23 protein-coding genes are annotated in these 23,695 nt (G+C 38.8%); 10 read left to right on the top strand and 13 right to left on the bottom strand.

What is annotated here, in order from left to right; genetic code table 11:
* Positions 1–193: 193 nt before the first annotated feature.
* A complete protein-coding gene (locus FTV32_RS08860; RefSeq protein ID WP_180028450.1) occupies positions 194–2,308 on the top strand; it encodes a TonB-dependent siderophore receptor in 2,115 nt (704 codons plus the stop codon).
* A gap of 56 nt (positions 2,309–2,364) precedes the next feature.
* Here the strand turns inward: FTV32_RS08860 and FTV32_RS08855 are convergent, their stop codons facing one another.
* From FTV32_RS08855 to queC, 3 genes are all read right to left on the bottom strand, one after another.
* Complete coding sequence (locus FTV32_RS08855; protein ID WP_180028462.1) at positions 2,365–2,820, bottom strand: peroxiredoxin; 456 nt, start codon at positions 2,818–2,820, stop codon at positions 2,365–2,367.
* Between the two features lie 93 nt (positions 2,821–2,913).
* Entirely contained in the window at positions 2,914–3,327 is a 414-nt protein-coding gene (locus FTV32_RS08850) for a hypothetical protein (RefSeq protein WP_035267219.1), read from the bottom strand.
* 16 nt (positions 3,328–3,343) lie between these two features.
* A complete protein-coding gene (queC, locus tag FTV32_RS08845; protein WP_180028449.1) occupies positions 3,344–4,012 on the bottom strand; it encodes a 7-cyano-7-deazaguanine synthase QueC in 669 nt (222 codons plus the stop codon).
* A 276-nt stretch (positions 4,013–4,288) separates the two neighbouring features.
* On the opposite strand from queC, the gene FTV32_RS08840 reads away from it, so the two are divergent.
* Positions 4,289–5,164, top strand: a complete 876-nt coding sequence (locus tag FTV32_RS08840; RefSeq protein WP_180028448.1) for a hypothetical protein — start codon at positions 4,289–4,291, stop codon at positions 5,162–5,164.
* Positions 5,165–5,236: 72 nt separating this feature from the next.
* Here the strand turns inward: FTV32_RS08840 and queE are convergent, their stop codons facing one another.
* Positions 5,237–5,947, bottom strand: coding sequence for a 7-carboxy-7-deazaguanine synthase QueE (gene queE / locus FTV32_RS08835; protein WP_180028447.1), 711 nt, complete (start codon positions 5,945–5,947; stop codon positions 5,237–5,239).
* Positions 5,948–6,056: 109 nt separating this feature from the next.
* Positions 6,057–6,878 carry a 2,3,4,5-tetrahydropyridine-2,6-dicarboxylate N-succinyltransferase gene (gene dapD, locus FTV32_RS08830; RefSeq protein ID WP_035267212.1) on the bottom strand — a complete coding sequence of 274 codons (822 nt, stop codon included), beginning with the start codon at positions 6,876–6,878 and terminating at the stop codon, positions 6,057–6,059.
* 298 nt (positions 6,879–7,176) lie between these two features.
* Here dapD and carO point away from each other — a divergent pair, with 298 nt between their 5' ends.
* Positions 7,177–7,926, top strand: coding sequence for an ornithine uptake porin CarO (gene carO, locus FTV32_RS08825; RefSeq protein ID WP_180028446.1), 750 nt, complete (start codon positions 7,177–7,179; stop codon positions 7,924–7,926).
* A gap of 95 nt (positions 7,927–8,021) precedes the next feature.
* Here the strand turns inward: carO and FTV32_RS08820 are convergent, their stop codons facing one another.
* The 7 genes from FTV32_RS08820 to FTV32_RS08790 form a co-directional block, all read right to left on the bottom strand.
* Complete coding sequence (locus FTV32_RS08820; protein WP_092767071.1) at positions 8,022–8,951, bottom strand: CysB family HTH-type transcriptional regulator; 930 nt, start codon at positions 8,949–8,951, stop codon at positions 8,022–8,024.
* 55 nt (positions 8,952–9,006) lie between these two features.
* A complete protein-coding gene (locus tag FTV32_RS08815) occupies positions 9,007–10,068 on the bottom strand; it encodes a sulfate/molybdate ABC transporter ATP-binding protein (protein WP_180028445.1) in 1,062 nt (353 codons plus the stop codon).
* Positions 10,069–10,080: 12 nt separating this feature from the next.
* On the bottom strand, positions 10,081–10,971 hold the full coding sequence (cysW, locus tag FTV32_RS08810; protein WP_180028444.1) for a sulfate ABC transporter permease subunit CysW: 891 nt from the start codon (positions 10,969–10,971) through the stop codon (positions 10,081–10,083).
* A complete protein-coding gene (cysT, locus tag FTV32_RS08805) occupies positions 10,968–11,801 on the bottom strand; it encodes a sulfate ABC transporter permease subunit CysT (RefSeq protein WP_035267202.1) in 834 nt (277 codons plus the stop codon). Before cysT ends, cysW begins: the two co-directional genes overlap by 4 nt.
* A gap of 84 nt (positions 11,802–11,885) precedes the next feature.
* The gene (locus tag FTV32_RS08800; protein ID WP_180028443.1) at positions 11,886–12,491 is read right to left on the bottom strand and encodes an alpha/beta hydrolase; all 606 of its coding nucleotides are present in this window, start codon (positions 12,489–12,491) and stop codon (positions 11,886–11,888) included.
* A gap of 15 nt (positions 12,492–12,506) precedes the next feature.
* Positions 12,507–13,523: a sulfate ABC transporter substrate-binding protein gene (locus tag FTV32_RS08795; RefSeq protein ID WP_180028442.1), complete on the bottom strand. Its 1,017-nt coding sequence runs from the start codon at positions 13,521–13,523 to the stop codon at positions 12,507–12,509.
* 175 nt (positions 13,524–13,698) lie between these two features.
* Complete coding sequence (locus FTV32_RS08790) at positions 13,699–14,706, bottom strand: sulfate ABC transporter substrate-binding protein (RefSeq protein WP_306669937.1); 1,008 nt, start codon at positions 14,704–14,706, stop codon at positions 13,699–13,701.
* A gap of 153 nt (positions 14,707–14,859) precedes the next feature.
* Here FTV32_RS08790 and pabC point away from each other — a divergent pair, with 153 nt between their 5' ends.
* From pabC to FTV32_RS08770, 4 genes are all read left to right on the top strand, one after another.
* Positions 14,860–15,669 carry an aminodeoxychorismate lyase gene (pabC, locus tag FTV32_RS08785; protein WP_180028461.1) on the top strand — a complete coding sequence of 270 codons (810 nt, stop codon included), beginning with the start codon at positions 14,860–14,862 and terminating at the stop codon, positions 15,667–15,669.
* A 5-nt stretch (positions 15,670–15,674) separates the two neighbouring features.
* Positions 15,675–16,724: an endolytic transglycosylase MltG gene (mltG, locus tag FTV32_RS08780; RefSeq protein WP_180028440.1), complete on the top strand. Its 1,050-nt coding sequence runs from the start codon at positions 15,675–15,677 to the stop codon at positions 16,722–16,724.
* Positions 16,725–16,738: 14 nt separating this feature from the next.
* Complete coding sequence (gene tmk, locus FTV32_RS08775) at positions 16,739–17,362, top strand: dTMP kinase (RefSeq protein ID WP_180028439.1); 624 nt, start codon at positions 16,739–16,741, stop codon at positions 17,360–17,362.
* A 61-nt stretch (positions 17,363–17,423) separates the two neighbouring features.
* Positions 17,424–17,843 carry a PaaI family thioesterase gene (locus FTV32_RS08770; protein WP_035267192.1) on the top strand — a complete coding sequence of 140 codons (420 nt, stop codon included), beginning with the start codon at positions 17,424–17,426 and terminating at the stop codon, positions 17,841–17,843.
* Between the two features lie 36 nt (positions 17,844–17,879).
* On the opposite strand, the gene nadB is transcribed toward FTV32_RS08770, so the two are convergent.
* Positions 17,880–19,511 (bottom strand): L-aspartate oxidase, encoded by a 1,632-nt coding sequence (gene nadB, locus FTV32_RS08765; protein WP_373683328.1) that lies wholly within the window; start codon positions 19,509–19,511, stop codon positions 17,880–17,882.
* Positions 19,512–19,744: 233 nt separating this feature from the next.
* On the opposite strand from nadB, the gene FTV32_RS08760 reads away from it, so the two are divergent.
* The 3 genes from FTV32_RS08760 to lepA all read left to right on the top strand — a co-directional run bounded on the left by FTV32_RS08760 (position 19,745) and on the right by lepA (position 23,685).
* A complete protein-coding gene (locus tag FTV32_RS08760; protein ID WP_179997898.1) occupies positions 19,745–21,130 on the top strand; it encodes a Do family serine endopeptidase in 1,386 nt (461 codons plus the stop codon).
* Positions 21,131–21,242: 112 nt separating this feature from the next.
* Positions 21,243–21,704, top strand: a complete 462-nt coding sequence (locus FTV32_RS08755) for an acyl-CoA thioesterase (protein ID WP_180028437.1) — start codon at positions 21,243–21,245, stop codon at positions 21,702–21,704.
* A gap of 163 nt (positions 21,705–21,867) precedes the next feature.
* Entirely contained in the window at positions 21,868–23,685 is a 1,818-nt protein-coding gene (lepA, locus tag FTV32_RS08750; RefSeq protein WP_180028436.1) for a translation elongation factor 4, read from the top strand.
* Positions 23,686–23,695: the final 10 nt, after the last annotated feature.

The following is a 23,695-nucleotide window of genomic DNA, read 5'->3' as shown; positions in this document are numbered from 1 at the left end:
TTTAAATTTTCAAACTAAGTCGCTCTGAATAAGTTGGACGAGATACTTTTCTAAGGTTGTAATATGATCGAATATAACTGTGAATTAGTTAAAAACAAAAGTAAATATTAATGATAAATTAATTATAAATAAAAATCATTATCATTTAAATTGTGTATGATGTGCCCAAAACCGTATATAAGAGGGCATCCACGTGAAAAGAAATCTATTATTTTTGTCTTTAGTTTCTATACCATGTTTTGCAGTTGCGCAAGAACCAACACAATTGGCAACTATTGTAGTAAAAGCAGACTCACAAGAAACCGATGTCACAGGTAAACTGAAAAAAAAAGCTACACTGAATATTTTAGGTGAAAAGGATGTGTTAGACACGCCGTTTACCATCCGTAACTACAGCGATCAAGCCATTCAAGATGCACACGCGCATACCATTATGGATGTCTTAAAGATCGACCCAAGTGTTCGTACCACGACCAATAGTGGGCATCTCAATGAAAACTTTAATATCCGTGGTTTCAATGTCAATTGGGATGATCTGAATTTAAATGGGGCTTATGGTATGGCGCCTTCAGGTCGAGTATCTACTGATATTTTGAGTTCAGTTACGGTACTAAAAGGGCCGAATGCATTAATTGCTGGTATGGCACCGGGCGGTAGTGTCGGTGGTGTGATTATCGCTAATACTAAGCGTGCAGAAAAAGAATTAACTCGTGTAACCGCGAATTTTGAAGAGGAAGGCTTTTATAAGTCTGGTTTCGATGTTGCACGCCGCTTTGGCCAAGATCAAGAATTTGGTGCACGTCTAAGTGCCAATTATGGTCAAGGTGAGCATGTGGTGGATGGCCTAGAAGATGAAACAATTTCAGCGGTCTTGGGTCTAGATTGGACAACCGATAAAGCAAAAATTAACTTAGATGCTTATTCTACTAAAGACGATCGTAAAGGTGGCTCGCCAGCTATGGTCTCATTTGCCACGTTAGGTAAAGTATTGGATGCACCTGATGGACGTAGTAATTATTTGCCCAATCTTTGGGGTAAACAATCTGCGAATTACGTGGGCTTATCAAGTGAATATAAATTACTTGAAAATCTAAAAGTTATTGCAGGGATTGGCACTGCTGAACAGAAGTATCAAGGACATTTATTTGGGACGCGTTTGGTTGTTACAGATGAAACTGGCAATGCAAATTCTCAGTACTATCATGTGAAAATGAACCAACGAAATACTACTGCAAACTTAGGTTTGGAAGGCGCATTTTATACAGGAGATATTCACCATACTGTCGGTCTTAGAGCGGATTATTTGCATCGAGATACGAATATGCACAGTAAAGCAGGTGAAACTAAGTTTGTCACCAACTTGTATAACCCAAGTAATGCAGGTTTTATGCCCAGCGTCCCTGCAATTTCTCAAACCGCAGATAATGACTACATCAGTTATTCATTGACAGATCAGATCTCAATGTTAAATGATAAACTGCAATTTATTCTAGGTGCACGTTATCAAGAGATTGATATTAATAATCCAACAAATCCGAAGAATAATTATAGTGAAAATAAACTATCGCCAAGTTTAGGCATCGTTGTCAAACCTTGGGGTGAAGATATCTCGCTTTATGCAAGTTATATAGAAGGGTTGTCTCAAGGCAATACTGTAACGACGGAAACAGATGTAAATTTTAGTAAAACTTTTGCACCATTCCAAACTAAACAGTATGAGGTGGGCGCAAAATATCAACATGGTTCTTGGTTACATACCCTTGCTGCATATCAAATTGAAAAACCAAGTACACTTACAGAGGTTTATGCCACCCCGATCAATGGATCGACTCAGATTACGACCGATGGTGGTGAAACTACCTCGAAAGGACTTGAGTATGGATTCTCAGGCAATGTCACAGATGATGTGATTATTTGGGGTAACTTGGCTTATATTGATGCTGAATATACCAAAGGTATGAGTGGAAAAGTTGAGCTTTCGGGAAATACAGTAGAAGGTCAACCTGAGTTCACAGCAGGGCTTGGCATTGAGTATAAACTCCCGGTGGATGGTTTAAGTGTGAATGCACGTGCTAACTATGTAGATAGCCAATATCTCAACAATACTAATACGCTCGAACTTCCTGACTATACGTTACTCGATATCGGTGCGAAATACACAACCAATCTTGGCGGTGTATATACGACTTTCCGTGCCAATATTGACAATGTCACAGATGAAAAATATTGGGCGGGTGTATTTAACAGTGGCTTTACCACATTGGGTGCAGGACGTACCTATAAAATTGGCGTAAGCTTTGATTTCTAATTGTAGTTAAAAAAAATTATAAGTAGATGAAACCCACGTCAATCGTGGGTTTTTTATTAGCTTTGCAAAGCTTTTAAATCTTCAAGCACTTGTTCAGCATGCCCTGCAGCTTTGACTTTACGATATTCTTTAACGAGCTTGCCTTGATGAAAAATAAAAGTTGAGCGCTCAATCCCCATCACTTTTTTTCCATACATATTTTTCTCTTTAATCACATCAAAGTGTTGGCAAAGCACTTCTTCTTTATCGCTAATCAAATCAATTGTTAAAGCTTGCTTTTCGGTGAAGTTTTGATGGGCTTTTACTGAGTCTCTAGAAACACCGAAAATAGTGGTATGAAGCGCATCAAACTGATCTTTCAAACATGAAAAACCAACAGCTTGCGTTGTACACCCAGGTGTTGAATCTTTTGGATAAAAATAAATGATGAGCCAATCTGTATTCAACTCAGTTAAATTCACAGAACCTGTAGTCGTTGGGAATGTTTGATTGGGTAAACTAATCGTTTCCATTGACATTATAATTTCCTCAAAAGTTGTCACTACATTTATAGGGGAATTCAAAAAAAATAGCCACACGAGGTGGCTATCTTATGTTAACTGCGATTATTTTTTAGCTTGTGCTGCTTTCATTGCTTCCTCTGTTAACGACTGTAGCTTAGACGTTAACTGTGGACCGAAGCATGCTTGAAGATCAGCGTTCTGTTTCTTCACGATAGCTAAGGTAGAAGGGCTTTTCTTTTGGTTAATCGCACTTTGGATTTCCCATTTTTGAGCATTAGTGAGCTTGCCGTCTGCTTCAATTGCACAAGTACAATATTTGCTGACTTCAGCAGCAGAAAGCTTATTCCCTTTAGCAGTTTCTTCCTTACAAACATTAATCAGTGCAGATTTTACGTTAGTACTTTTGTAGGCTTGCTGCATTTTATTATTCGGCTCATTTGCTTGAGCAGCAGAACCGAAAAGTGCTGCAGCAGAAACAATGGCTGAAAGAATAATGTTTGATTTTAAATTTTTCATATATGGCACCCTGTTATTACGGTATATAACGAGTTGGGTCTTCAACACCTGCATCTGCAAAACCTTGTTTACGCAAACGACAGCTGTCGCATTTTCCACAAGCTCGTCCTTGGTCATCTGCTTGATAGCATGACACCGTTTGACTGTAGTCTACGCCATGTTCGATGCCTAAGCGAATAATATTTGCTTTGGATAATTGTAGTAAAGGTGTTTCAAATTTAAGAGGTTTTCCTTCCACACCTACTTTTGTCGCTAATCTTGCCATATTGGCAAATGCTTCAATAAATTCTGGTCGACAATCTGGATAACCCGAATAATCTACCGCATTAATTCCAATTACGATGGCTTCTGCGTCAAACACTTCTGCTGCTGCAAGTGCATAAGACAGGAAAATCGTATTACGTGCTGGAACATAAGTGACAGGGATTCCTTCTTGTTCTTGATCAGGAACATCAATGGAATGATCAGTTAATGCAGAACCACCCAAATTACCCAAATCTATATTAATCACGCGATGTTCAACGCCTGCTTGTTGTGTCAGTTTACGTGCAGCATCCAATTCAGTTGTTGAGCGTTGACCATACATAAAACTTAAAGCGATACATTCATAGCGTGCTTGCGCCCAAGCCAAGCAAGTCGTTGAGTCTAAACCACCTGATAACAATACAATGGCACGAGGGCGCATAGGAGAACTCCAAAAAATTAAAGCAAATAAAAAATGAATTATAACTGATTATATAAAGAATAATGGGGTATAAATTTTTGAATACATTGATCTGCAGAAGTTACAAAACTAAATGAGATTATTATAAAGAAAGTGAAATGTTCGTTTTAGAAGATGAGATAAAACTCTCTTTTGAGTCGAATAAAGTTTAAACAGTTGTTGTTTTTGTTTAAATATTAAATATAATTTAACAAACACTTGATTAAAACTTACAAAAATAATTTTTACGGAATGAAAATGAATCAAATTAATACTTTAATTTTAACCACTGCTGCGTTGATCAGTACAAATTCTTTTGCATTTGAGGAGCTTTCAGATCAAGAATTGTCAACATATGCAGCACAAGATGGTATTACGATTAGCCTTTTACCAGGTGGACCCATTCAAGCTGATTTGATTTGGCACGATAACAGTGGATTCGGGCCAGATTACAACGAAGGAAACACAAAAGCAGGTGCCTTAATTTTCGGTACAGCGAATGGACGTAGTAAGAATCCATTATCACTTTCTTCTGGTTCGGCAGATATTAGTATTACCTTAAAAATCGATGCTCAAGGAGGGAGTAGTACTTCAGGCCCTTTTCTGAATTTAGGTGTATTTGTTCCTGAAGATATTATTATTAATACCGGTGATATTTGGGTGGGTAAATCGGGTCAAGTTAGTCCAACAGGACGAGGCTATAGTGACCCCGTTAAAATTATGGATAATATGAAATTTTATATATCCAATCTCTCTACCAATATTCAGCTCGGTTCAGCAGCTCAAGGCAGTCTTTTAAAACTCAATGGAATATTTAAAGATGGTTTACGTTTAGAAGGCTTTAAAGTCCACGATCATGATGGTGGTGGCGCATTTGGAATAGAATTTATTAATTTAAAAAATACTCAACCAGGGCGTTTTGGCATCAATAATCTTGATTTTGATGTTGCAGGTTCGATACGTACAGATGGACTGGAACTCAAAATAAATCGTCTTGGAGATCAAAATGGTTTTAATGCCATGTTATGGGGGGTAGGCGTTGGGGATGCATCAACAATAAATAATAAGATTGGGGATATTTCAATGAAAGGGATTAATTTGAATGGCACGACCATTAAAGTGTCAGCACACTAAAAGATCATTTTGTCTCAAACAACAGTACAGAAAAGTGCTGTACTGTTTTAATTTGAGCTATTTTTTTACGTTTTAACGACCTGTTTCGTCATTCCAGAGCAACTTATGTAATTGAAGCTGGAAACGAACTGGTAAGTGATCCTCTAAGATCCATTGTGCTAAATCACGCGCAAGTTGCGGTAACTTTGCAGCACCTTTTTCTACAGCAAACGCAGGTGAGAACCAAACAGTACTTACACGCTTGTGCAATTCATATTCATTCACTTGTTGTTTAGACCATTCATAATCTTCACGATTGCATATGACAAATTTAATCTGATCATGTTGAGTTAAATGGTCTAAATTACTCATTAAATTACGTGAGTCTTCACCTGAAGTTGGTGTTTTTAAATCTAGGACTTTAGAAACTCTACGATCCACTTTTGAAACATCTAGCGCTCCACTCGTTTCAAGGGAAACTTCACAGCCTAAATCTGCTAGACGCTCCATGAGCGGTAATGCATTGGGTTGAGCTAATGGTTCACCACCAGTAACACAAATATAAGGTGTTTTAAAATCAAGCGTGGTCTGGATAATATCCTCTAAAGACTGACGTTCACCGCCTTCAAAAGAATAGGTGGTATCACAATAAGTACAACGCAGTGGACAACCTGTTAAGCGTATAAACACTGTAGGTAAGCCTGAAGTGTTGGCTTCACCTTGTAATGAATAGAAGATCTCCGTAATACGTAACCCCGTAGACGGATCAGAAACAGGAATAGCGGAAGATCGCAAATTACTCATATCGACAAAACCAAACTAAAATAGAGATTATATAAAAGAAAAATCTCTACGATTATTACTAACCGTAGAGATGTGGAGTGTACTCCAAATACTATAAAGTATAAAAAAATTAGTCAGCACGTAATAAGTCGTTCAAACTTGTTTTAGCACGAGTCTGAGCATCGACTTTTTTCACGATAATTGCAGCATATAAGCTGTATTTACCGCATTTAGAAGGAAGGCTACCAGAAACTACCACTGAACCAGCTGGAACACGACCGTAGTGAATTTCACCTGTTTCACGGTCATAAATCTTAGTTGATTGACCAATGTAAACACCCATTGAAATCACTGAACCTTCTTCAACGATTACACCTTCAACGATTTCAGAACGTGCACCGATAAAACAATTGTCTTCAATGATCGTAGGGTTCGCTTGAAGAGGCTCAAGTACACCGCCAATCCCAACACCACCAGAAAGGTGAACATTTTTACCAATTTGCGCACATGAACCTACAGTCGCCCATGTATCAACCATTGTACCTTCATCAACATAAGCACCAATGTTGACATAAGATGGCATAAGTACAACATTCTTAGCTTGATAAGAACCTTTGCGTGCAACTGCAGGCGGTACAACACGTACACCAGCTGCTTTAAATTGCTCTTCAGTCCAACCTGTAAATTTAGTGTCTACTTTGTCATAGAATTGGAGATCGCATGATTCGATTGGTTTATTATCATTAAGTTTGAATGACAATAGAACAGCTTTTTTTAACCATTGATGAACAACCCATTCACCATTAATCTTTTCAGCAACACGTAATGAACCATTATCTAAGCCAGCAATTGCTTCCTCGACTGCTTGGCGAATTTCAGCAGGGCAATCTGTAGCTGTGAAGTTTGCACGATCTTCAAACGCTTGTTCGATGATTGACGAAAGCTGAGACATAATCTTCTCTTCCAAAAAAAATTTCAAAGATTTTACACTAAATTGATTATAAAAATTACAATTAATCCTGAAAAAATGTCCGACAATAATGACTAATCTTTATAAGTATGTTAATAAAAGTTAATAAAAGACTTAAGTGCAAATTATTTATAAAACAACAACTAAATCAAAATTGTATCAAAAAATAACAAAAAAGCATCAATTTGAATATTAACCAGCTTTGAAATCTCCATTAAGATGCTTCCGAGTCGAACACATTAATGATTAAAGAACAACTCATTTCTTTGAGGAGAAAAAAATGAAAGTGTTAAAATTACTCGCTGTTACAACAGCATTATCTGTTTCAGGCTTCGCTATGGCGGACACTCAAGTAGTACGTACAGGTAATGTATTTGAAGCTAATCAATTAATCCCTACTGGTGTTCGTGCTGAAGTTGGTACAACTGGTTACGGTGGTGCATTACTTTGGACTGCTAACCCATACGTTGGTCTTGCTTTAGGTTACAACGGTGGTGATATCTCTTGGTCTGATGATTTATCTATTGACGGTACTAAGTACGATTTAGATATGGATAATAGTTTGGCATACTTAAATGCTGAGATTCGTCCTTGGGGCGCGAGTCAAAATCCATGGGCTCAAGGTCTATATATGGCTGCTGGTGTAGCATATATCGATAATGACTATGATGTTACCAAGCGCCTAAACAACAATAACGATACTTTGAAAATCGATGGCAATAATTATTATGCACCATCAGGTCAAGGTTCCGTAGAAGGTAAAATGTCTTACAAAAATGACTTTGCTCCATACGTAGGCTTTGGTTTTGCACCAAAAATCAACAAAAACTTCGGTGTGTTTGGTGAGGTTGGTGCATATTATACTGGCAATCCATCAGCAAACATTGATGCTGTAGGATTAGCAGCTGTAGGTAGCACAAATACGGCTACAGGCGATTTAGCAGCTTCTGATCTTGAGCGCAAAATCGAATCTAAAGATAAATACGAATGGCTTCCAGTTGGTAAAGTGGGTGTGAGCTTCCACTGGTAAGATCCTATTAAAAAAAACGAGCTTCGGCTCGTTTTTTTATGCAAGTAAATGCTAATAATAAAGGCGCTATAGGCGCCTTTATTATTTGTGGCTTATTAATCTTCAGGATAAGCCACACGTTTTAATGCTTTGATATCAGCACTAGGTGCACATAGCGAAATAAACTCGTAACCGTATCCACGTAACAAATGACCTTTTCGTACAGCAATCCAAGTGGTATTCACCCCGAATAAATCAGTGTCAATTTGTTTTAAGCGATGATCTCGTTCTGTATCGTAGGCTACATCGTTGACAATACCGACACCCATACCTAATTCCACATAAGTTTTGATTACATCAGCATCAAGCGCAGACATCACTAAATCAACATCAAGTCCTGAGTCTTCAAAGGCTTTATCAATCTTTGAACGTCCCGTAAAACCACCGTGATAGGTAATAATCGGATACTCTGCCAAATGTTCTAAACTAATCTCTCGCGCTGCTATTTGAGTAAGTGGATGACCTTGAGGCGTAATAATACTGTGTTTCCAGTTATAAAAAGGGACACTTGCTAAGTTTTCTTCAGTAGTCAGATTCTCAGTCGCAATACCAATATCTGCATCGCCTAAAAGTAACATTTCAGTGATTTCAGTTGGGCTTGCTTGTTGCAAAATCAAATGAACTTTCGGAAATAATTTTTTGAATGAATTTACGATAGGTGGTAATACATATCGCGCTTGAGTATGAGTGGTTGCGATGGTTAATGTACCTTCATCTACACGATTAAAATCATCGGCTAATCTTTTAATATTGTCTGCATCGACCAGCATGCGCTCTACGATACCGAGCAAAGCTTGACCAGGTTCAGTTAACCCTAATAAGCGTTTACCTTTTCGGATAAATAGTTGAACGCCTAATTCATCTTCTAAATCTTTAATATGTTTACTTACGCCTGATTGAGACGTGTAAAGGGCAGCGGAAGCTTCCGTTAAATTAAAATTTTGTCTGACGGTTTCTCGAATAATTCTTAATTGTTGAAAGTTCATAGTCTTTGTTACCTTTAAAATGATGGGGCTATATAAAAGCCCCATCTACACATTTTTATGCGTTTTCTTGTGCAAATAAGTGCAATGTATTAGTCGTTAACCAAACCGATTGATTTGGGCGGAATTGATGCAGTTTAGCTTCATCTGGAGTGAGTAGAATTTCGATGTGATTGCCATCTTGACCTTGAAGTTCGGCAACCACTTTTCCTGCAATCCAAACTTCACGTAAGAACGTTGCTTGAATTGCATTGTCTGTAGGTTGAGCATGAATTTGGAACTCATCTGGTCGAATGAAGGCAATCACTTTACCTTCAGGTGCATCTTTAGCTAAAGGCAGTTGAATGCGATCATTTCCGATCTGTACGATTCCCGCTTGATTATGACCTTCGAACTTGTTGGCTTGACCTAAGAAGTCAAATACAAAAGGCGTTGCCGGTTTTTCATAAACTTCACGAGGTGAGCCAATTTGTTCAACATTACCTTTATTCATTACAATGATTTGATCTGCAACTTCAAGCGCTTCTTCTTGATCGTGGGTTACAAAAATCGAGGTGATGTGGAGTTCATCATGTAAAGTTCTCAGCCAGCGACGTAATTCTTTACGAACTTTTGCATCAAGTGCGCCAAATGGCTCATCCAGAAGTAGTACACGAGGTTCAACTGCAAGCGCACGTGCAAGTGCAATACGTTGACGCTGTCCACCAGACAATTGTGCTGGATAACGATCTGCTAAGAATCCTAATTGAACTAAATCGAGTAGTCGTGTAACCCGTTTTTTTATTTCAGATTCTGAGGGGCGTGTAGAACGTGGACGAACACGTAAACCAAAAGCAATATTGTCAAATACTGTCATATGACGGAATAAAGCATAATGTTGGAATACGAAGCCAACTTGACGTTCACGGACATGAACATTCGTTGAATCTTGACCTTCGAGGATCACTTGACCGCTGTCGGCAGATTCAAGACCAGCAATAATGCGAAGTAGAGTTGTTTTACCGCAGCCTGAAGGTCCTAATAATGCTACGAGTTGGCCATCAGGAAAATCTAGGGAGATATTGTTTAGTGCATGGAAAGCACCAAAGTGTTTTTCAATATTTTTAACTTGAATACTCATCGGATACTTCCTTTAAACTGTAGAATCTTCATTACGTTTGCTTAATTTCTCTTGGCGAATTTCGACCCATGTTTTAAGAATCAATGTCACAATCGCCAATAAAGCCAAGAGGGATGAAACAGCAAATGCTGCACTAAAGGTATATTCGTTGTAGAGAATCTCTACATGCAGTGGCAATGTATTGGTCTCTCCACGAATATGACCCGATACTACAGAGACTGCCCCGAATTCACCCATTGCACGTGCGTTACAAAGAATAACCCCGTATATCAAGCCCCATTTAATATTTGGAATCGTGATTTTCCAAAAAGTTTGCCAGCCTGAAGCACCTAAAACGATTGCCGCTTCCTCTTCTTCTGTACCTTGAGCTTCCATCAGTGGGATGAGCTCACGCGCCACAAAAGGAACTGTAATAAAGATGGTTGCTAGTACAATTGCTGGAACGGCATATAGAATCTTAATGTCGTTATCTATCAGCCATCCACCGAACCAACCTTGAGTACCAAACATCAATACCAACATCAAACCTGCGATTACAGGTGATACTGAGAAAGGCATATCGATAATCGTGGTCAATATGGATTTACCACGGAAATTAAATTTCGCAACAGACCAAGCCGCCGCCACACCAAATACTACGTTGAGCGGTACAGCAATTGCAGCTGTTAGTAAGGTGAGCTTTACAGCCGACAACGTATCTGGATGGACTAAAGCTTGCGTATAAACGCCGACACCCTGTTTGAATGCTTCAACAAAAACTAAAATCAAAGGCAGGATTAAGCAACTGAGGAAGAAAATCATGGCAACGACAATAAGTGTCCAACGAACCCAAGTCGGTTCTCGCGTCGCATCACGAGATTGCAATTTTTCCGCTAAAGCATTGCTATTTGTATTCAAACTCATTGTGCAGTTCTCCCTGTACGACGACTCGCCCATGCTTGTAACAAGTTAATCAAGAACAAGATAGCGAATGAAATAAGGAGCATGACAACGGCGATCGTAGTTGCACCTGCATAGTCATATTCTTCCAATCGAGAAATAATCATTAATGGCGCAATTTCAGTTTCGAAGGGTTGGTTACCTGCAATAAAGATAACTGAACCATATTCACCCACGCCACGGGCAAAAGCGAGAGCAAATCCTGTGATTAAAGCAGGGAAAAGAATTGGTAAAATCACTTTGGTTACAATTTGCAGTCGATTTGCACCCAATGCTGACGCTGCTTCTTCAAGTTCAGTCTCTAAGTCACTCAGTACAGGTTGTACTGTACGAACCACAAAAGGTAAGCCAATAAATATCAGGGCTAATGTAATCCCAATAGGACTATAAGCGACTTTAATGCCTAAGGGTTCAAGATATTGACCAATCCAGCCTGTCGGAGCATATAAAGATGTTAATGCAATCCCAGCAACAGCTGTTGGTAACGCAAAGGGTAAATCAACCAATGCATCAACAATTCGTTTACCAGGGAAACTATAGCGCACGAGACACCAAGCGAGTAATAAGCCAAATACAACATTAATGAAGGCAGCAATAAGTGCAGCACTGAAACTTAGTTGTAATGATTTTAAGATACGCTCAGAGCTTAAAATCTCCCATAAACCTTCCCAGCCAATACCTAAAGACTTAATAAAAACAGCCGACAAGGGTATGAGCACAATTAAAGATAAATACGCTAGGGTAAAGCCTAGAGATAGACCAAATCCTGGCAGCACTCGGGATCGCTGCGACATGACTACTCCTCAAATGAGAGAAAAAGCTTACCGAAATCAATAAGCAATTGAATTGAAAAATTTATCAAGAATAAGTGGCGAACTTTAAATTGCAAATTTGTAATACAACTTGCCATTATCAATACTATTGATATAGTTCGACAGCTTATCATGAATCAAAAAATCGAAGATCTCTGGAAATGGTCCAAATCCTGAATCAACATTAATATGACCAACTTGACCTAAGTTAATCGGTTTTACACCCCATGATTTTGCTAGTTTTTTTGCATCCTCAAAACCTAACCACGGATCATTTTCACTGATGAGCATTTTTGTGGGAACGCTAATCTTAATTTGATGAAAGTAAAAACTATAATCAGTCAAACTCAAACGAGCAAAACCATTCTCACCAAAACGACTTGGATTGGCTGGTGCAACTAAAACCAGTTGTTTAACTTTCTGTGCTATTTCTGGGTACTGATGCAGAGCAGCGACAGACGTTAAACAGCCAAAACTATGTGCAACAATCTGTACGGGTGCATCTATCTGCGAAATTTTTTCTACAAAACGATGGATCCAATCTGAGAGTAAAGGAAAGTTCCAATCATCTTGTTGAACACGTGAGCATGGCATGACTTGACGTTGCAACCATGATTGCCAATGATTTTCATCACTTCCGCCGACGCCGGGTACAATGAGTGTATGTATCATGTCATGCTCCATTGGTTATTTTTTTGTGTTATTTGCTTTGGTAATTTGGTCAAAAATACCATTATTCTCAAAATGAGCTTTTTGTACTTTCGCCCAGCCACCAAACTCTTGATCAATTGTGACCAATCTCAGTGGCTTAAATGTTGATGAATATTGTTTTAATACAGTTTGATTACGGGGACGATAGAAATTCTTTGCGACAATATGTTGTCCTTTAGGCGAGTAAAGGAAATTCAAATAACCTTGCGCCAAATATTTATTGCCTGATTTTTCTGCATTTTTTTCAACGATTGCTACAGGTGATTCAGCAAGTATAGAAAGTGATGGCGTCACGATTTCAAATTTACCGGGTTGTTCACGCAGTGCTAAATGAGCTTCATTTTCCCAAGCAAGCAAAACATCGCCAATACCGCGTTCAGCAAAAGTTGTAGTTGAGCCACGAGCACCTGAATCTAAGACCTTAGTTTGTTTATAAATTTGCTGAACAAATTGTTGTGCTTTGGCGTCATTTCCACCTGGTTGGTGTTTGGCCCATGCCCAAGCCGCTAAATAATTCCAACGTGCGCTACCTGACGTCTTAGGGTTTGGTGTAATAATGTCCACATCCGGTTTTACTAAATCACCCCAGTCTTTAATATTTTTTGGATTGCCTTTTTTGACTAAAAACACGATGGTTGAGGTATAGGGTGTAGAGTTCTGTGGGAATTTTTTCTGCCAGTCTTTTGGTAATAAATTGGTTTTTTCAGCAATCGCATCAATGTCAGCTGCCAGTGCGAGAGTCACGACATCTGCATTTAAACCATCAATGACTGCACGCGCTTGTTTACCTGAACCGCCATGTGACTGACGAAAGTTGACGTTTTGCCCAGTCCGAGATTTCCAATACGCACCAAATTCTTTATTTACTTCTACGTAGAATTCACGAGTAGGATCGTAAGAGACGTTTAATAAATCTTTAGCGGAAGCGCTAAGCGAAGCAGCTGAAACAAAAGCTGCGAGAACCCCAAGTTTTAATTTAGCTGAAAAGCGCATGGCAACCTCAAAAGAAAATATTCTGTTACATGGCGCTAGAATAAATCTAATCTTTATGCATAAAAAATAATAAAAAATGAATTTTATATGAAAAAAAAAGATTTAGGTGTATTGTTAAAAAAATGCCGATCATGAATATGATCGGCAAGCGATAAGTTAATGCTTAAATCTTAATTTATTTATTACTGTTTGCTTTGACAATTTGATCAAATATCCCGCCATTATCAAAATGTTGTTTTTGGACTTTTGTCCAACCTCCAAACTCTTTATCAATCGTGACTAATTTTAAAGGTTTAAACACGGATTGATATTTTGAAAGTACCGTTGCATTTCGTGGTCGATAAAAGTTTTTGGCAGCAATGGTTTGACCAGCTGGAGAATACAGATAATTCAAATAGGCTTTTGCTACATTGAGGTTGCCATCTTTTTGCGCATTTTTCTCAACAATTGCTACAGGGGGCTCAGCAAGAATGGAAAGTGTTGGTGTAATGATTTCAAATTTTCCAGGTTGTTCACGAAGAGCTAAATGTGCTTCATTCTCCCAAGCCAGGAGTACATCTCCAATGCCACGCTCTGCAAAAGTTGTTGTTGCACCACGTGCACCAGAGTCTAACACTTTAGTATTTTTATAAATTTTTCGTACAAATTCTTGTGCTTTAGCATCGTTACCGCCGGGTTGGTGTTTTGCCCAAGCCCATGCTGCTAAGTAATTCCAACGCGCACCACCTGACGTCTTAGGGTTTGGCGTAATAATTCCAACATCATTTTTAATCAAGTCTCCCCAGTCTTTGATCCCTTTGGGATTGCCTTTTTTGACTAAAAACACGATGGTTGAGGTATAGGGTGTAGAGTTCTGTGGGAATTTTTTCTGCCAGTCTTTTGGTAATAAATTGGTTTTTTCAGCAATCGCATCAATATCTGCTGCGAGTGCGAGAGTCACGACGTCTGCATCTAGGCCATCAATGACCGCACGGGCTTGTTTACCAGATCCACCATGAGATTGTTTAAAATTCAATTCTTGACCAGTCTGCTTTTTCCAATATGCTCCAAACTCTTTATTAAAGTTGTCATAAAGTTCGCGAGTTGGATCATATGAAACATTTAAAAAATCTTTTGCGAGTGTAGAAGCAGAAGTGACTGAAAGTAAAGCTGCAATGACCCCAATTTTAAAAGAACGCATCATTATTCCTATGTGTTTGTCGTTTTTTGATGATTTGAGCATAGGGAAATTTTTTAAAATAAAAAAATAAGAAGAAATGAAAAAGTTATGATCAAAACAGCTATTCATTTTGTGAGTGACTTTTTACACTATGAGAACGGAATGAGGTTGCTTGAAATGATCTGTTTAAAAAATGCCAAGCCAATGGATGCAATATCTATTTTTGATCGAGGCTTCCATTATGGAGATGGCTGTTTTACCACGGCGAGAATTCGAAATAATAAAATTGAATTATTTGAACGTCATTTAAAAAGATTGAATACCGCCATTGAGCGATTGTCACTTCAAGCTAATCTTGACTATATTTCTGAGTCTATCCAGTATTTACAGCAAAAGTATGATCAATTAAACGGGACGATTAAAATTGTACTGAGTCGAGGCGAGGGGCAACGAGGATACAGTTTACCTCATCATTCAGCAGATCTTTGGTTGTATTATTATCCGCAAAACGTGACTGATCATCACTATGAAGTCATTGAGAGTGGTTTACTTGAGCGAGTAATGGGTTTAACCATGCCACAATTGGTGGGAATTAAATCACTGAATCGGTTAGAACAAGTGTTACTAAAGCAGGAAGCTGATGAGAAGGGTTTTCAAGAAGCTTTAGTTACAGATGTTCAAGGCTATATTGTTGAAGGAATCAGCAGTAACTGCTTTATACGATTGAATGATACGTGGATTTGTCCTGAACTTCGTTATAATGGCGTTCATGGGGTGATGCGTGCTGAAATTTTGGAGCGTATGAATCATTATGGTATAACGTTCCAAAAAAGAGTAATTGATTTGAATGAACTTCTTCACATTCAAAGTGTATTTTATTGTAATGCGCTCCACCCAATGAAAATCGCCTCTTGCCTTGATGATCGTCGATTAGATACACAAGCGTGTATTGATCTTTTTCACCACCTTCAACTTAATCAGATTTAAAGCTTATGTCCTCTCCTCAGAAATCAACAAAGAAAAAGAACAGCAAGACATCCTTTAAACCTAAAGCGCTTTTATTCATTATTGCAGGTCTAATGTTGCTTGCAACCATGATTCTATCTGCAAGTCTATGGAAGGATTATCCTGTAGAGGGTAAAAAGCAAATGCTCGCGATTAATCATGGTGATACTTACTCACAATTTATTGATCGTTTAGCTAAAAATAAACAAGTTTCATTTCCCATTATTTTAAAGATTTATCAACGATTCATGATTCATGACAGCATGAAAGCTGGAGTCTATGAGGTCAAAGAGGGAATGAGTGTCCGTCAAGTTCTAGACATGATTTCAAATTCTGAAAATGCACAATTGAATCGAATTTTGGTCATTGAGGGTGCAACATTTAAGCAGTTAAAAAATGCGCTTAAGAATGATGAATTGGTGACGAAAGAGCTGGTTCATTTGAGCGATGCAGAAATATTAAAGGAATTGAATATTCCATTTTCACATCCAGAAGGATTGTTTGCGCCAAATACTTATTTTTTTGCAAAGGGTGAAACAGATCGTAAAATTTTAACTGATTTGTATCAACACCAGATGAAGGCGCTAGATAAAGCCTGGGAAAATCGAGCTTCTGATTTGCCGTATAAAAATAAATATGAAGCGCTCATCATGGCATCAATCATTGAGAAAGAAACCAATGTTGATCATGAGTTAGATAAAGTCTCGGGCGTATTCGTTCGTCGATTAAAAATTGGTATGCGTTTACAAACTGATCCAACCGTGATTTACGGTATGGGCGATCAATATACGGGTAACATTACCCGTAAAGATTTAAAAACGCCAACACCATATAACACTTATACGAATTACGGATTGCCACCAACACCGATCGCATTACCAAGTGATAAAGCGATCGAAGCGGCAATGCATCCAGATCATTCTGACTATATTTATTTTGTGGCGACTGGAAATGGAGGTCACAAATTCAGTACCAATCTAGATGACCATAATCGCGCTGTTCAAGAATATCTTGCTGTGATTCGATCTAAAAAGTAAGGGGTAAAATAGACGTGTTTATTAGCTTTGAAGGCACAGAAGGTGTTGGTAAAACGACATTGATTCATAAAATTCGTGACTACTTCCTTGAGCAATCAAAGCAAGTTGTTCTAACTCGTGAACCAGGTGGTACTCCGCTCGCTGAGCAAATTCGTTCCGTACTTCTGACAGTGAATCATGAAGAAAGAATGAGTAATGATACTGAACTATTATTAATGTACGCAGCTCGAGCGCAACATTTGCAACAAGTCATAATACCTGCACTTGAAAATGGTTCGATTGTGTTATGTGACCGATTTTGTGATAGCAGTTTCGCGTATCAGTGTGCAGGTCGTGGATTAAGCCGTGAAAAATTAGCGCTTTTAAACCAAAACTTTGTCCTAAAAATGCCAGACCTGACATTTTGGTTGGATGCTCCGACAGAACTCGGGATGCAACGAGCACGAGCGCGTGGAGCATTGGATCGGTTTGAACAAGAAAAAGCAGCTTTTTTTGAAAAAGTACGTGCAGGATTTGCTGAATTGCATCAGTTAGAGCCGAATCGTGTTAAGCGTATTGATGCAACACAAAGTCCTGAGCAAGTATTTAATGATGCAATTGAACGAATTAGTTCATGGAAAGCTGAGCATAAGTGCTAATTAAAAAAGCAAATATGATTTATATTGAGTCATTGTTTATGGAAAAACGATTAGACTCAATATGATCAGTAATAAAGAAGAAATATTCAAATTCCTACAAACCGAATTTCCACAAAGTCTCCAAAAATGTGAAATAGTGTCAGTAGAGCCACGTGGTGCTACAGTCATTTATCATGTTGATGAAAATGATTTAAGACCTGGAGGGACAGTTTCAGGTCCGACTATGATGACAGCAGCCGATTATGGATTGTATATCGCAATACTGGGAGAAATTGGTATTGTAGGTCTTACAGTGACGACCAATATGAATATAAACTTTCTTAAAAAACCGAAAGGTGGTTGTGACATCAAGGGTGTTTGTAAATTAATGAAAGTTGGCAAAACTCTAGTTGTCGGAGAGGTTTACTTGTACTCTATTGGGGATGATGAGCCGATAGCTCACGTTACTGGGACTTACTCAATTCCTCCCAAAAGGGCATAAAAAAGCGAGTATGAACTCGCTTTTTTTATTTTGAACTTAAACCTCAACTAAAGGTGTTTCCACTTCAAAATTTGGTGGGGTGAGTACGGTTTTTCGTAATTCTTGCGAAGGCTCAGGATAGTCCAAAGTGTAATGTAATCCGCGTGATTCTTTTCTTTGCATCGCACAACGTATAATCATCTCAGAAACGAGTACAAGGTTACGAAGCTCAATTAGATTTTTACTGACATGATAATCTTGATAATATTCGGTGATTTCATGTTTCAGCATTTCAACGCGATGTAATGCACGTTCTAAACGTTTGGTCGTTCGTACAATACCTACATAGTTCCACATGGTCTGACGTAACTCATCCCAGTTTTGCAAAATGACAACGTCTTCATCAGGATTCATGACTTGAGAAGCATCCCATTCAGGAACTTCATAGTGATCTATAATATTTTGATGTTGATCTTGAATATGCTTTGCTGCACTCATGCCATAAACAAAACATTCTAAAAGTGAGTTACTTGCCATACGGTTGGCGCCGTGTAAACCCGTATAAGACGTCTCACCAATCGCATATAGACCTTGAATGTCCGTTTGACTATGTTCATCGACTACGACACCACCACAGGTGTAGTGCGCTGCTGGCACAACTGGGATCATATCTTTGGTAATATCAATACCCAGCTCGAGTAGGCGAGCATACAAAGTGGGGAAGTGCTCTTTAATGAACTCAGGGGTTTTGTGGGTAATATCTAGCCATACATGTCGTATACCCAATCTTTTAATTTCGTAGTCGATAGCTCGAGCTACAATATCACGTGGTGCTAACTCTGCACGTTCATCGAAACGAAGCATGAAGCGTTCGCCGTCAGGTAAACGAAGATAAGCGCCTTCACCACGCATTGCTTCAGTAATTAAGAAGGAACGTGCTTGAGGATGATATAAACAGGTTGGGTGGAATTGATTAAATTCCATATTGGCGACGCGGCATCCAGCACGATATGCCATTGCAATACCATCGCCTGTAGCGATATCAGGGTTAGAGGTATATAAATATGCTTTCATGGCACCGCCACATGCCAGTGCAGTAAATGGTGCTAAGAAAGTATGCACTTGCTCGGTTTGCTCATCTAAAGCATATAAGCCTAAAGCACGATTTTCCTGATTCAAATGCCCCAGCTTATGCGCTGTAATGAGGTCAATCGCAATGTAATTTTCAAAGATGTGAATATTGTTTTTTTCTTGTGCCCGTTCAACTAAAGTGGTTGAAATTGCTTTCCCTGTTGCGTCTGCGGAATGAATAATGCGGCGCTGAGAATGCCCACCTTCACGTGTGAGATGCAAGTTATCTTCATCATCTAGTGTGAATTTAACGCCTTGTTTCAGTAAAAAATCAACAGAGGGTTTTCCTCCTTCAACCGTGTGTTGAACAGCTTGTTTTTCACAGAGATAAGCACCTGCAATGAGCGTGTCATCAATATGTTGTTGAATAGAATCAGCCTCATCAAGAACAGCTGCAACGCCTCCTTGTGCATAATACGTGCTGGCATCTTTCAAATGAGATTTTGCTAACACTGCGATATTAAAATGATCAGGTAATGAGAGTGCTAGACTTAAACCCGCACCGCCACTGCCCACAATAATCACATCAAATTGATGCGTACTTGTATTTTTCGGCATTTCCATTCGCAAACTGAATTTTAAAAGTGCGTTAATATGGCTCTTTTTCAAAGCAAAATTCAAGAGTTTGATTGATCAATTTTTTTTTTATGCACTTGAACTATTAGTTTTTAATCATATTTTAAGTAAAGTATTGTTTTCTATTAATATAGAAACATTTATTTACGCACAGAGAATTTTGATTGTGCTAAAAATTATTTTATCCAAGAATCATAAATGAGAGTTCACTTAACATGAAAAATCGCGTTATAGCATCAGGACTTTTTGCTGCAGTCTTTACTGCGGCAGTACAAACTCAAGCGGCGGCTACTGTTGACTTTTCAAATCTTGTAGAGCGAGTAAGTCCGGGTGTCGTCAGCGTGAATGTTGTTAAGAAAATGACACAAGAAGAAATTCTTCAACAACAAGTACCTGAACTACTGAAACGATTCTTCGGCAATCAAATTATTATTCCGCAGCGCCAAGCTCCTCAAGAGAAAACGGGTTTTGGAAGTGCATTTTTTATTAGCCGTGATGGTTACCTGATTACCAACCATCATGTTGTAGAAAATGCTTCACAAATCACCATCATGTTAAATGATCGTCGCGAGATTGATGCCAAAGTTATTGGTAGTGATGAACGTACTGATGTGGCATTACTGAAAGTTGAAGGTACGAACTACCCAGCACTTTCAACGGGGAATATCGACCAATTAAGAGTTGGGGAACCTGTTCTCGCCATTGGCTCACCGTTTGGTTTTGAGTACTCGGCATCTGCAGGGATTGTCAGTGCCAAATCAAGAAATATGTTGGGTGAAACATCAGTTCCGTTTATTCAAACCGATGTCGCATTAAACCCTGGTAACTCTGGGGGACCATTGTTTAATCAACAAGGTCAAGTGATTGGTGTGAACTCTCGTATTTTCAGTGGTACTGGCGGATATATGGGATTGTCGTTCTCCATTCCAATCGATGTAGCCATGGATGTGGCGGATCAATTAAAGAAAAATGGTAAAGTTACTCGCTCATATCTTGGTATTCATTTACAAGAGATTGATCGTAACCTCGCAGAAGCTTATAAACTACCAAAACCTGAAGGTGCTTTAATCACAGAAATTGCGCCAAATTCCCCAGCAGAGCGCGCTGGCTTAAAGCAAAATGATATTATTTTGAAGTACAACGGAACTGCAATTTCAAGAACGAGTGAGCTATTAAATTACTTAAATAGAACACAGCCAAATCAAAAAATTCAGTTAGAAATATTGCGTGATGAACGTGTACGTACGATTACAGCAACACTTGCATCAGCACCAGATGAAACACCAGCACAAGCGCAAAATGTAAGTGAAGCCAAAAAACGCGGACCTACACTAGGTGTTGCGATTCGCGAACTTGCACCTGTTGAAAAAACACGTCTTGGTGTTAAAGGTGGTGTCTACATTCAAGAGGTTGTACGCGGAGGTTTGGCGGCACAATCTCGTATTATGGCTGGTGATGTGATCACCTCGATTAATGGTAAGAATGTAAGTACAACACAAGATTTTGTGGAAGCGGTGGCTAATCTTAAAACGAATACAGTTGCACGAGTGGGTATCATCCGTGAAGGGCGAAATGCCATGATCGGATTGAGAATCAAGTAAACATGAATTGAATAAAAGGCCTTGCGACAGCAAGGTCTTTTTTATTTAACCCTAAAATTATATTAAACTCTTTTCGAATGTTGATGATGAATACGCAATACAAGGGAATACAGTGAGTACAATCTTTGACCTTAAAATAAAAGCAACAGCACAAGACATTGATATTTTAGGTCATGTGAATAATGTGGTGTATGTAAAATGGATGCAAGATGTTGCAACAGCACATATTGAACAACTGGGTTTAGGGGTTGAGCAATATCTAGAACTCAAACATGCCATGGTTGCAGTTGAGCATCACATGAATTACAGAAAGGCGTGTTTTGAAAATGATGAAATTATTTTAAGAACTTGGCTTAATGATTTGAATGCGATGTATTCATTCCGTCAGTACGCTTTTTTTAGACCTTCAGACCAATCATTATTATTTGTGGGAAATACCAAATGGGCCTGTGTAGAGATTGCGACAGGCAGACCTAAACGATTATCTCCAACATTTACTCAAGCTTATCAGCCTATTTCTGAGGTAGTAAATCCTTTGGATTTCACTCAAGATTATTCTTTACCCGCTAACTAAAGAATTGCTTGAGTCGAACGAATTAAATATTTCACCACATGGTGTTCATTATTATGAATACTTTGAAAAATCCATCTGCTATAATCGTCCGCAATTTGTTAAACAGCTTTTGCTATGTAGTTTTTATTTCATGCATAGCGCAATTTATTGTTCAAGGTAACCCATGGCGCAAGCTAAAAAATCCGTAAATATCAAAAATATACGTAACTTTTCGATCATTGCTCACATTGATCACGGGAAGTCAACTTTAGCTGACCGTTTTATTCAGACCTGTGGTGGTTTGCAAGATCGCGAAATGCAAGCGCAAGTTCTAGACTCAATGGAGCTTGAGCGTGAGCGCGGGATTACCATTAAAGCTGCATCTGTGACGCTTTATTATACACACCCAAATGGCGAAGAATATCAACTGAACTTTATTGATACACCTGGGCACGTTGACTTCTCATATGAAGTTTCGCGCTCACTTGCTGCTTGTGAAGGTGCACTTTTAGTTGTTGACGCAGCTCAGGGTGTTGAAGCTCAGTCAGTTGCAAACTGTTATACAGCTATTGAGCAAGGTCTTGAGGTTCTTCCAGTACTTAATAAAATTGATTTACCTCAAGCTGAACCAGAGCGTGTTATTCAAGAAATTGAAGACATTATCGGAATTGAAGCAACTGAAGCACCTACGTGTTCAGCTAAAACTGGATTAGGAATCGAAGGTGTTTTAGAAACACTTGTGAATACCATTCCTGCTCCGACGGGGGACCGTGAAGCGCCGCTTCAAGCTTTAATTATTGACTCATGGTTTGACAACTATTTAGGTGTTGTATCCTTAGTTCGTATTAAGCAAGGTCGGGTGCGTAAAGGCGATAAAATGTTGATGAAATCAACAGGTCAAACGCACATCATTACCTCTGTCGGTATTTTTAATCCTAAACATACAGAAACTGATATTTTAGAAGCAGGTGAAGTTGGCTTTGTGATTGCTGGTATCAAAGATATTTTTGGTGCGCCAGTTGGAGATACGATTACACTTGCTACAACGCCGGAAGTAGAAACTTTACCTGGATTCAAAAAAGTTAAACCACAGGTATATGCTGGTTTATTCCCAATTGATTCGAGTGAATTTGAACCTTTCCGTGAAGCCTTACAAAAATTGCAAATTAACGATTCAGCATTATTCTTTGAACCTGAAAGTTCAGATGCATTAGGATTTGGTTTCCGTTGCGGTTTCTTGGGTATGCTGCACATGGAGATTGTTCAAGAGCGTTTAGAGCGTGAATATGATCTAGACCTGATTTCATCGGCACCGACTGTAATTTATGAAGCTGTCATGAAAAGTGGTGAGACAGTTTATATCGACAGTCCATCAAAAATGCCAGATGGATCTACTGTAGAGGATCTTCGAGAGCCGATTGCAGAATGTAATATCCTTGTGCCACAAGAATATCTTGGTAATGTAATGACGTTGTGTGTTGAACGACGCGGTGTTCAAAAAGATATGAAGTTTATGGCAAACCAAGTAGCCATTACATTTGAGATACCAATGGCTGAAGTCGTGATGGATTTCTTCGATAAATTGAAATCATGTTCACGTGGTTTTGCATCATTAGATTACAACTTCGTCCGTTTTGAGTCTTCTTCTCTTGTAAAAGTAGATGTCTTGATCAATGGTGAAAAAGTCGATGCATTGGCAATGATTTGTCACCGTCAAGATGCGCGTCATCGTGGTATTGCACTTGTAGAAAAAATGAAAGATTTGATTCCTCGTCAAATGTTTGATGTGGCGATTCAAGCTGCGATTGGTGCTCAAATTATCGCGCGTTCAACAGTAAAAGCAATGCGTAAGAACGTATTGGCAAAATGTTATGGTGGTGACGTTTCACGTAAGAAGAAACTTCTCGCTAAACAGAAAGAAGGTAAGAAACGTATGAAGCAGGTGGGTAGTGTAGAGATCCCACAAGAAGCTTTCTTAGCTGTTTTAAAAGTAGAGCGATAACAACAAGGAA

It is taken from the genome of Acinetobacter sp. YH16032 (assembly GCF_013417345.1).
Classification (GTDB): Bacteria; Pseudomonadota; Gammaproteobacteria; order Pseudomonadales; family Moraxellaceae; genus Acinetobacter.
This window is presented reverse-complemented; position numbering and strand designations above follow the sequence as displayed.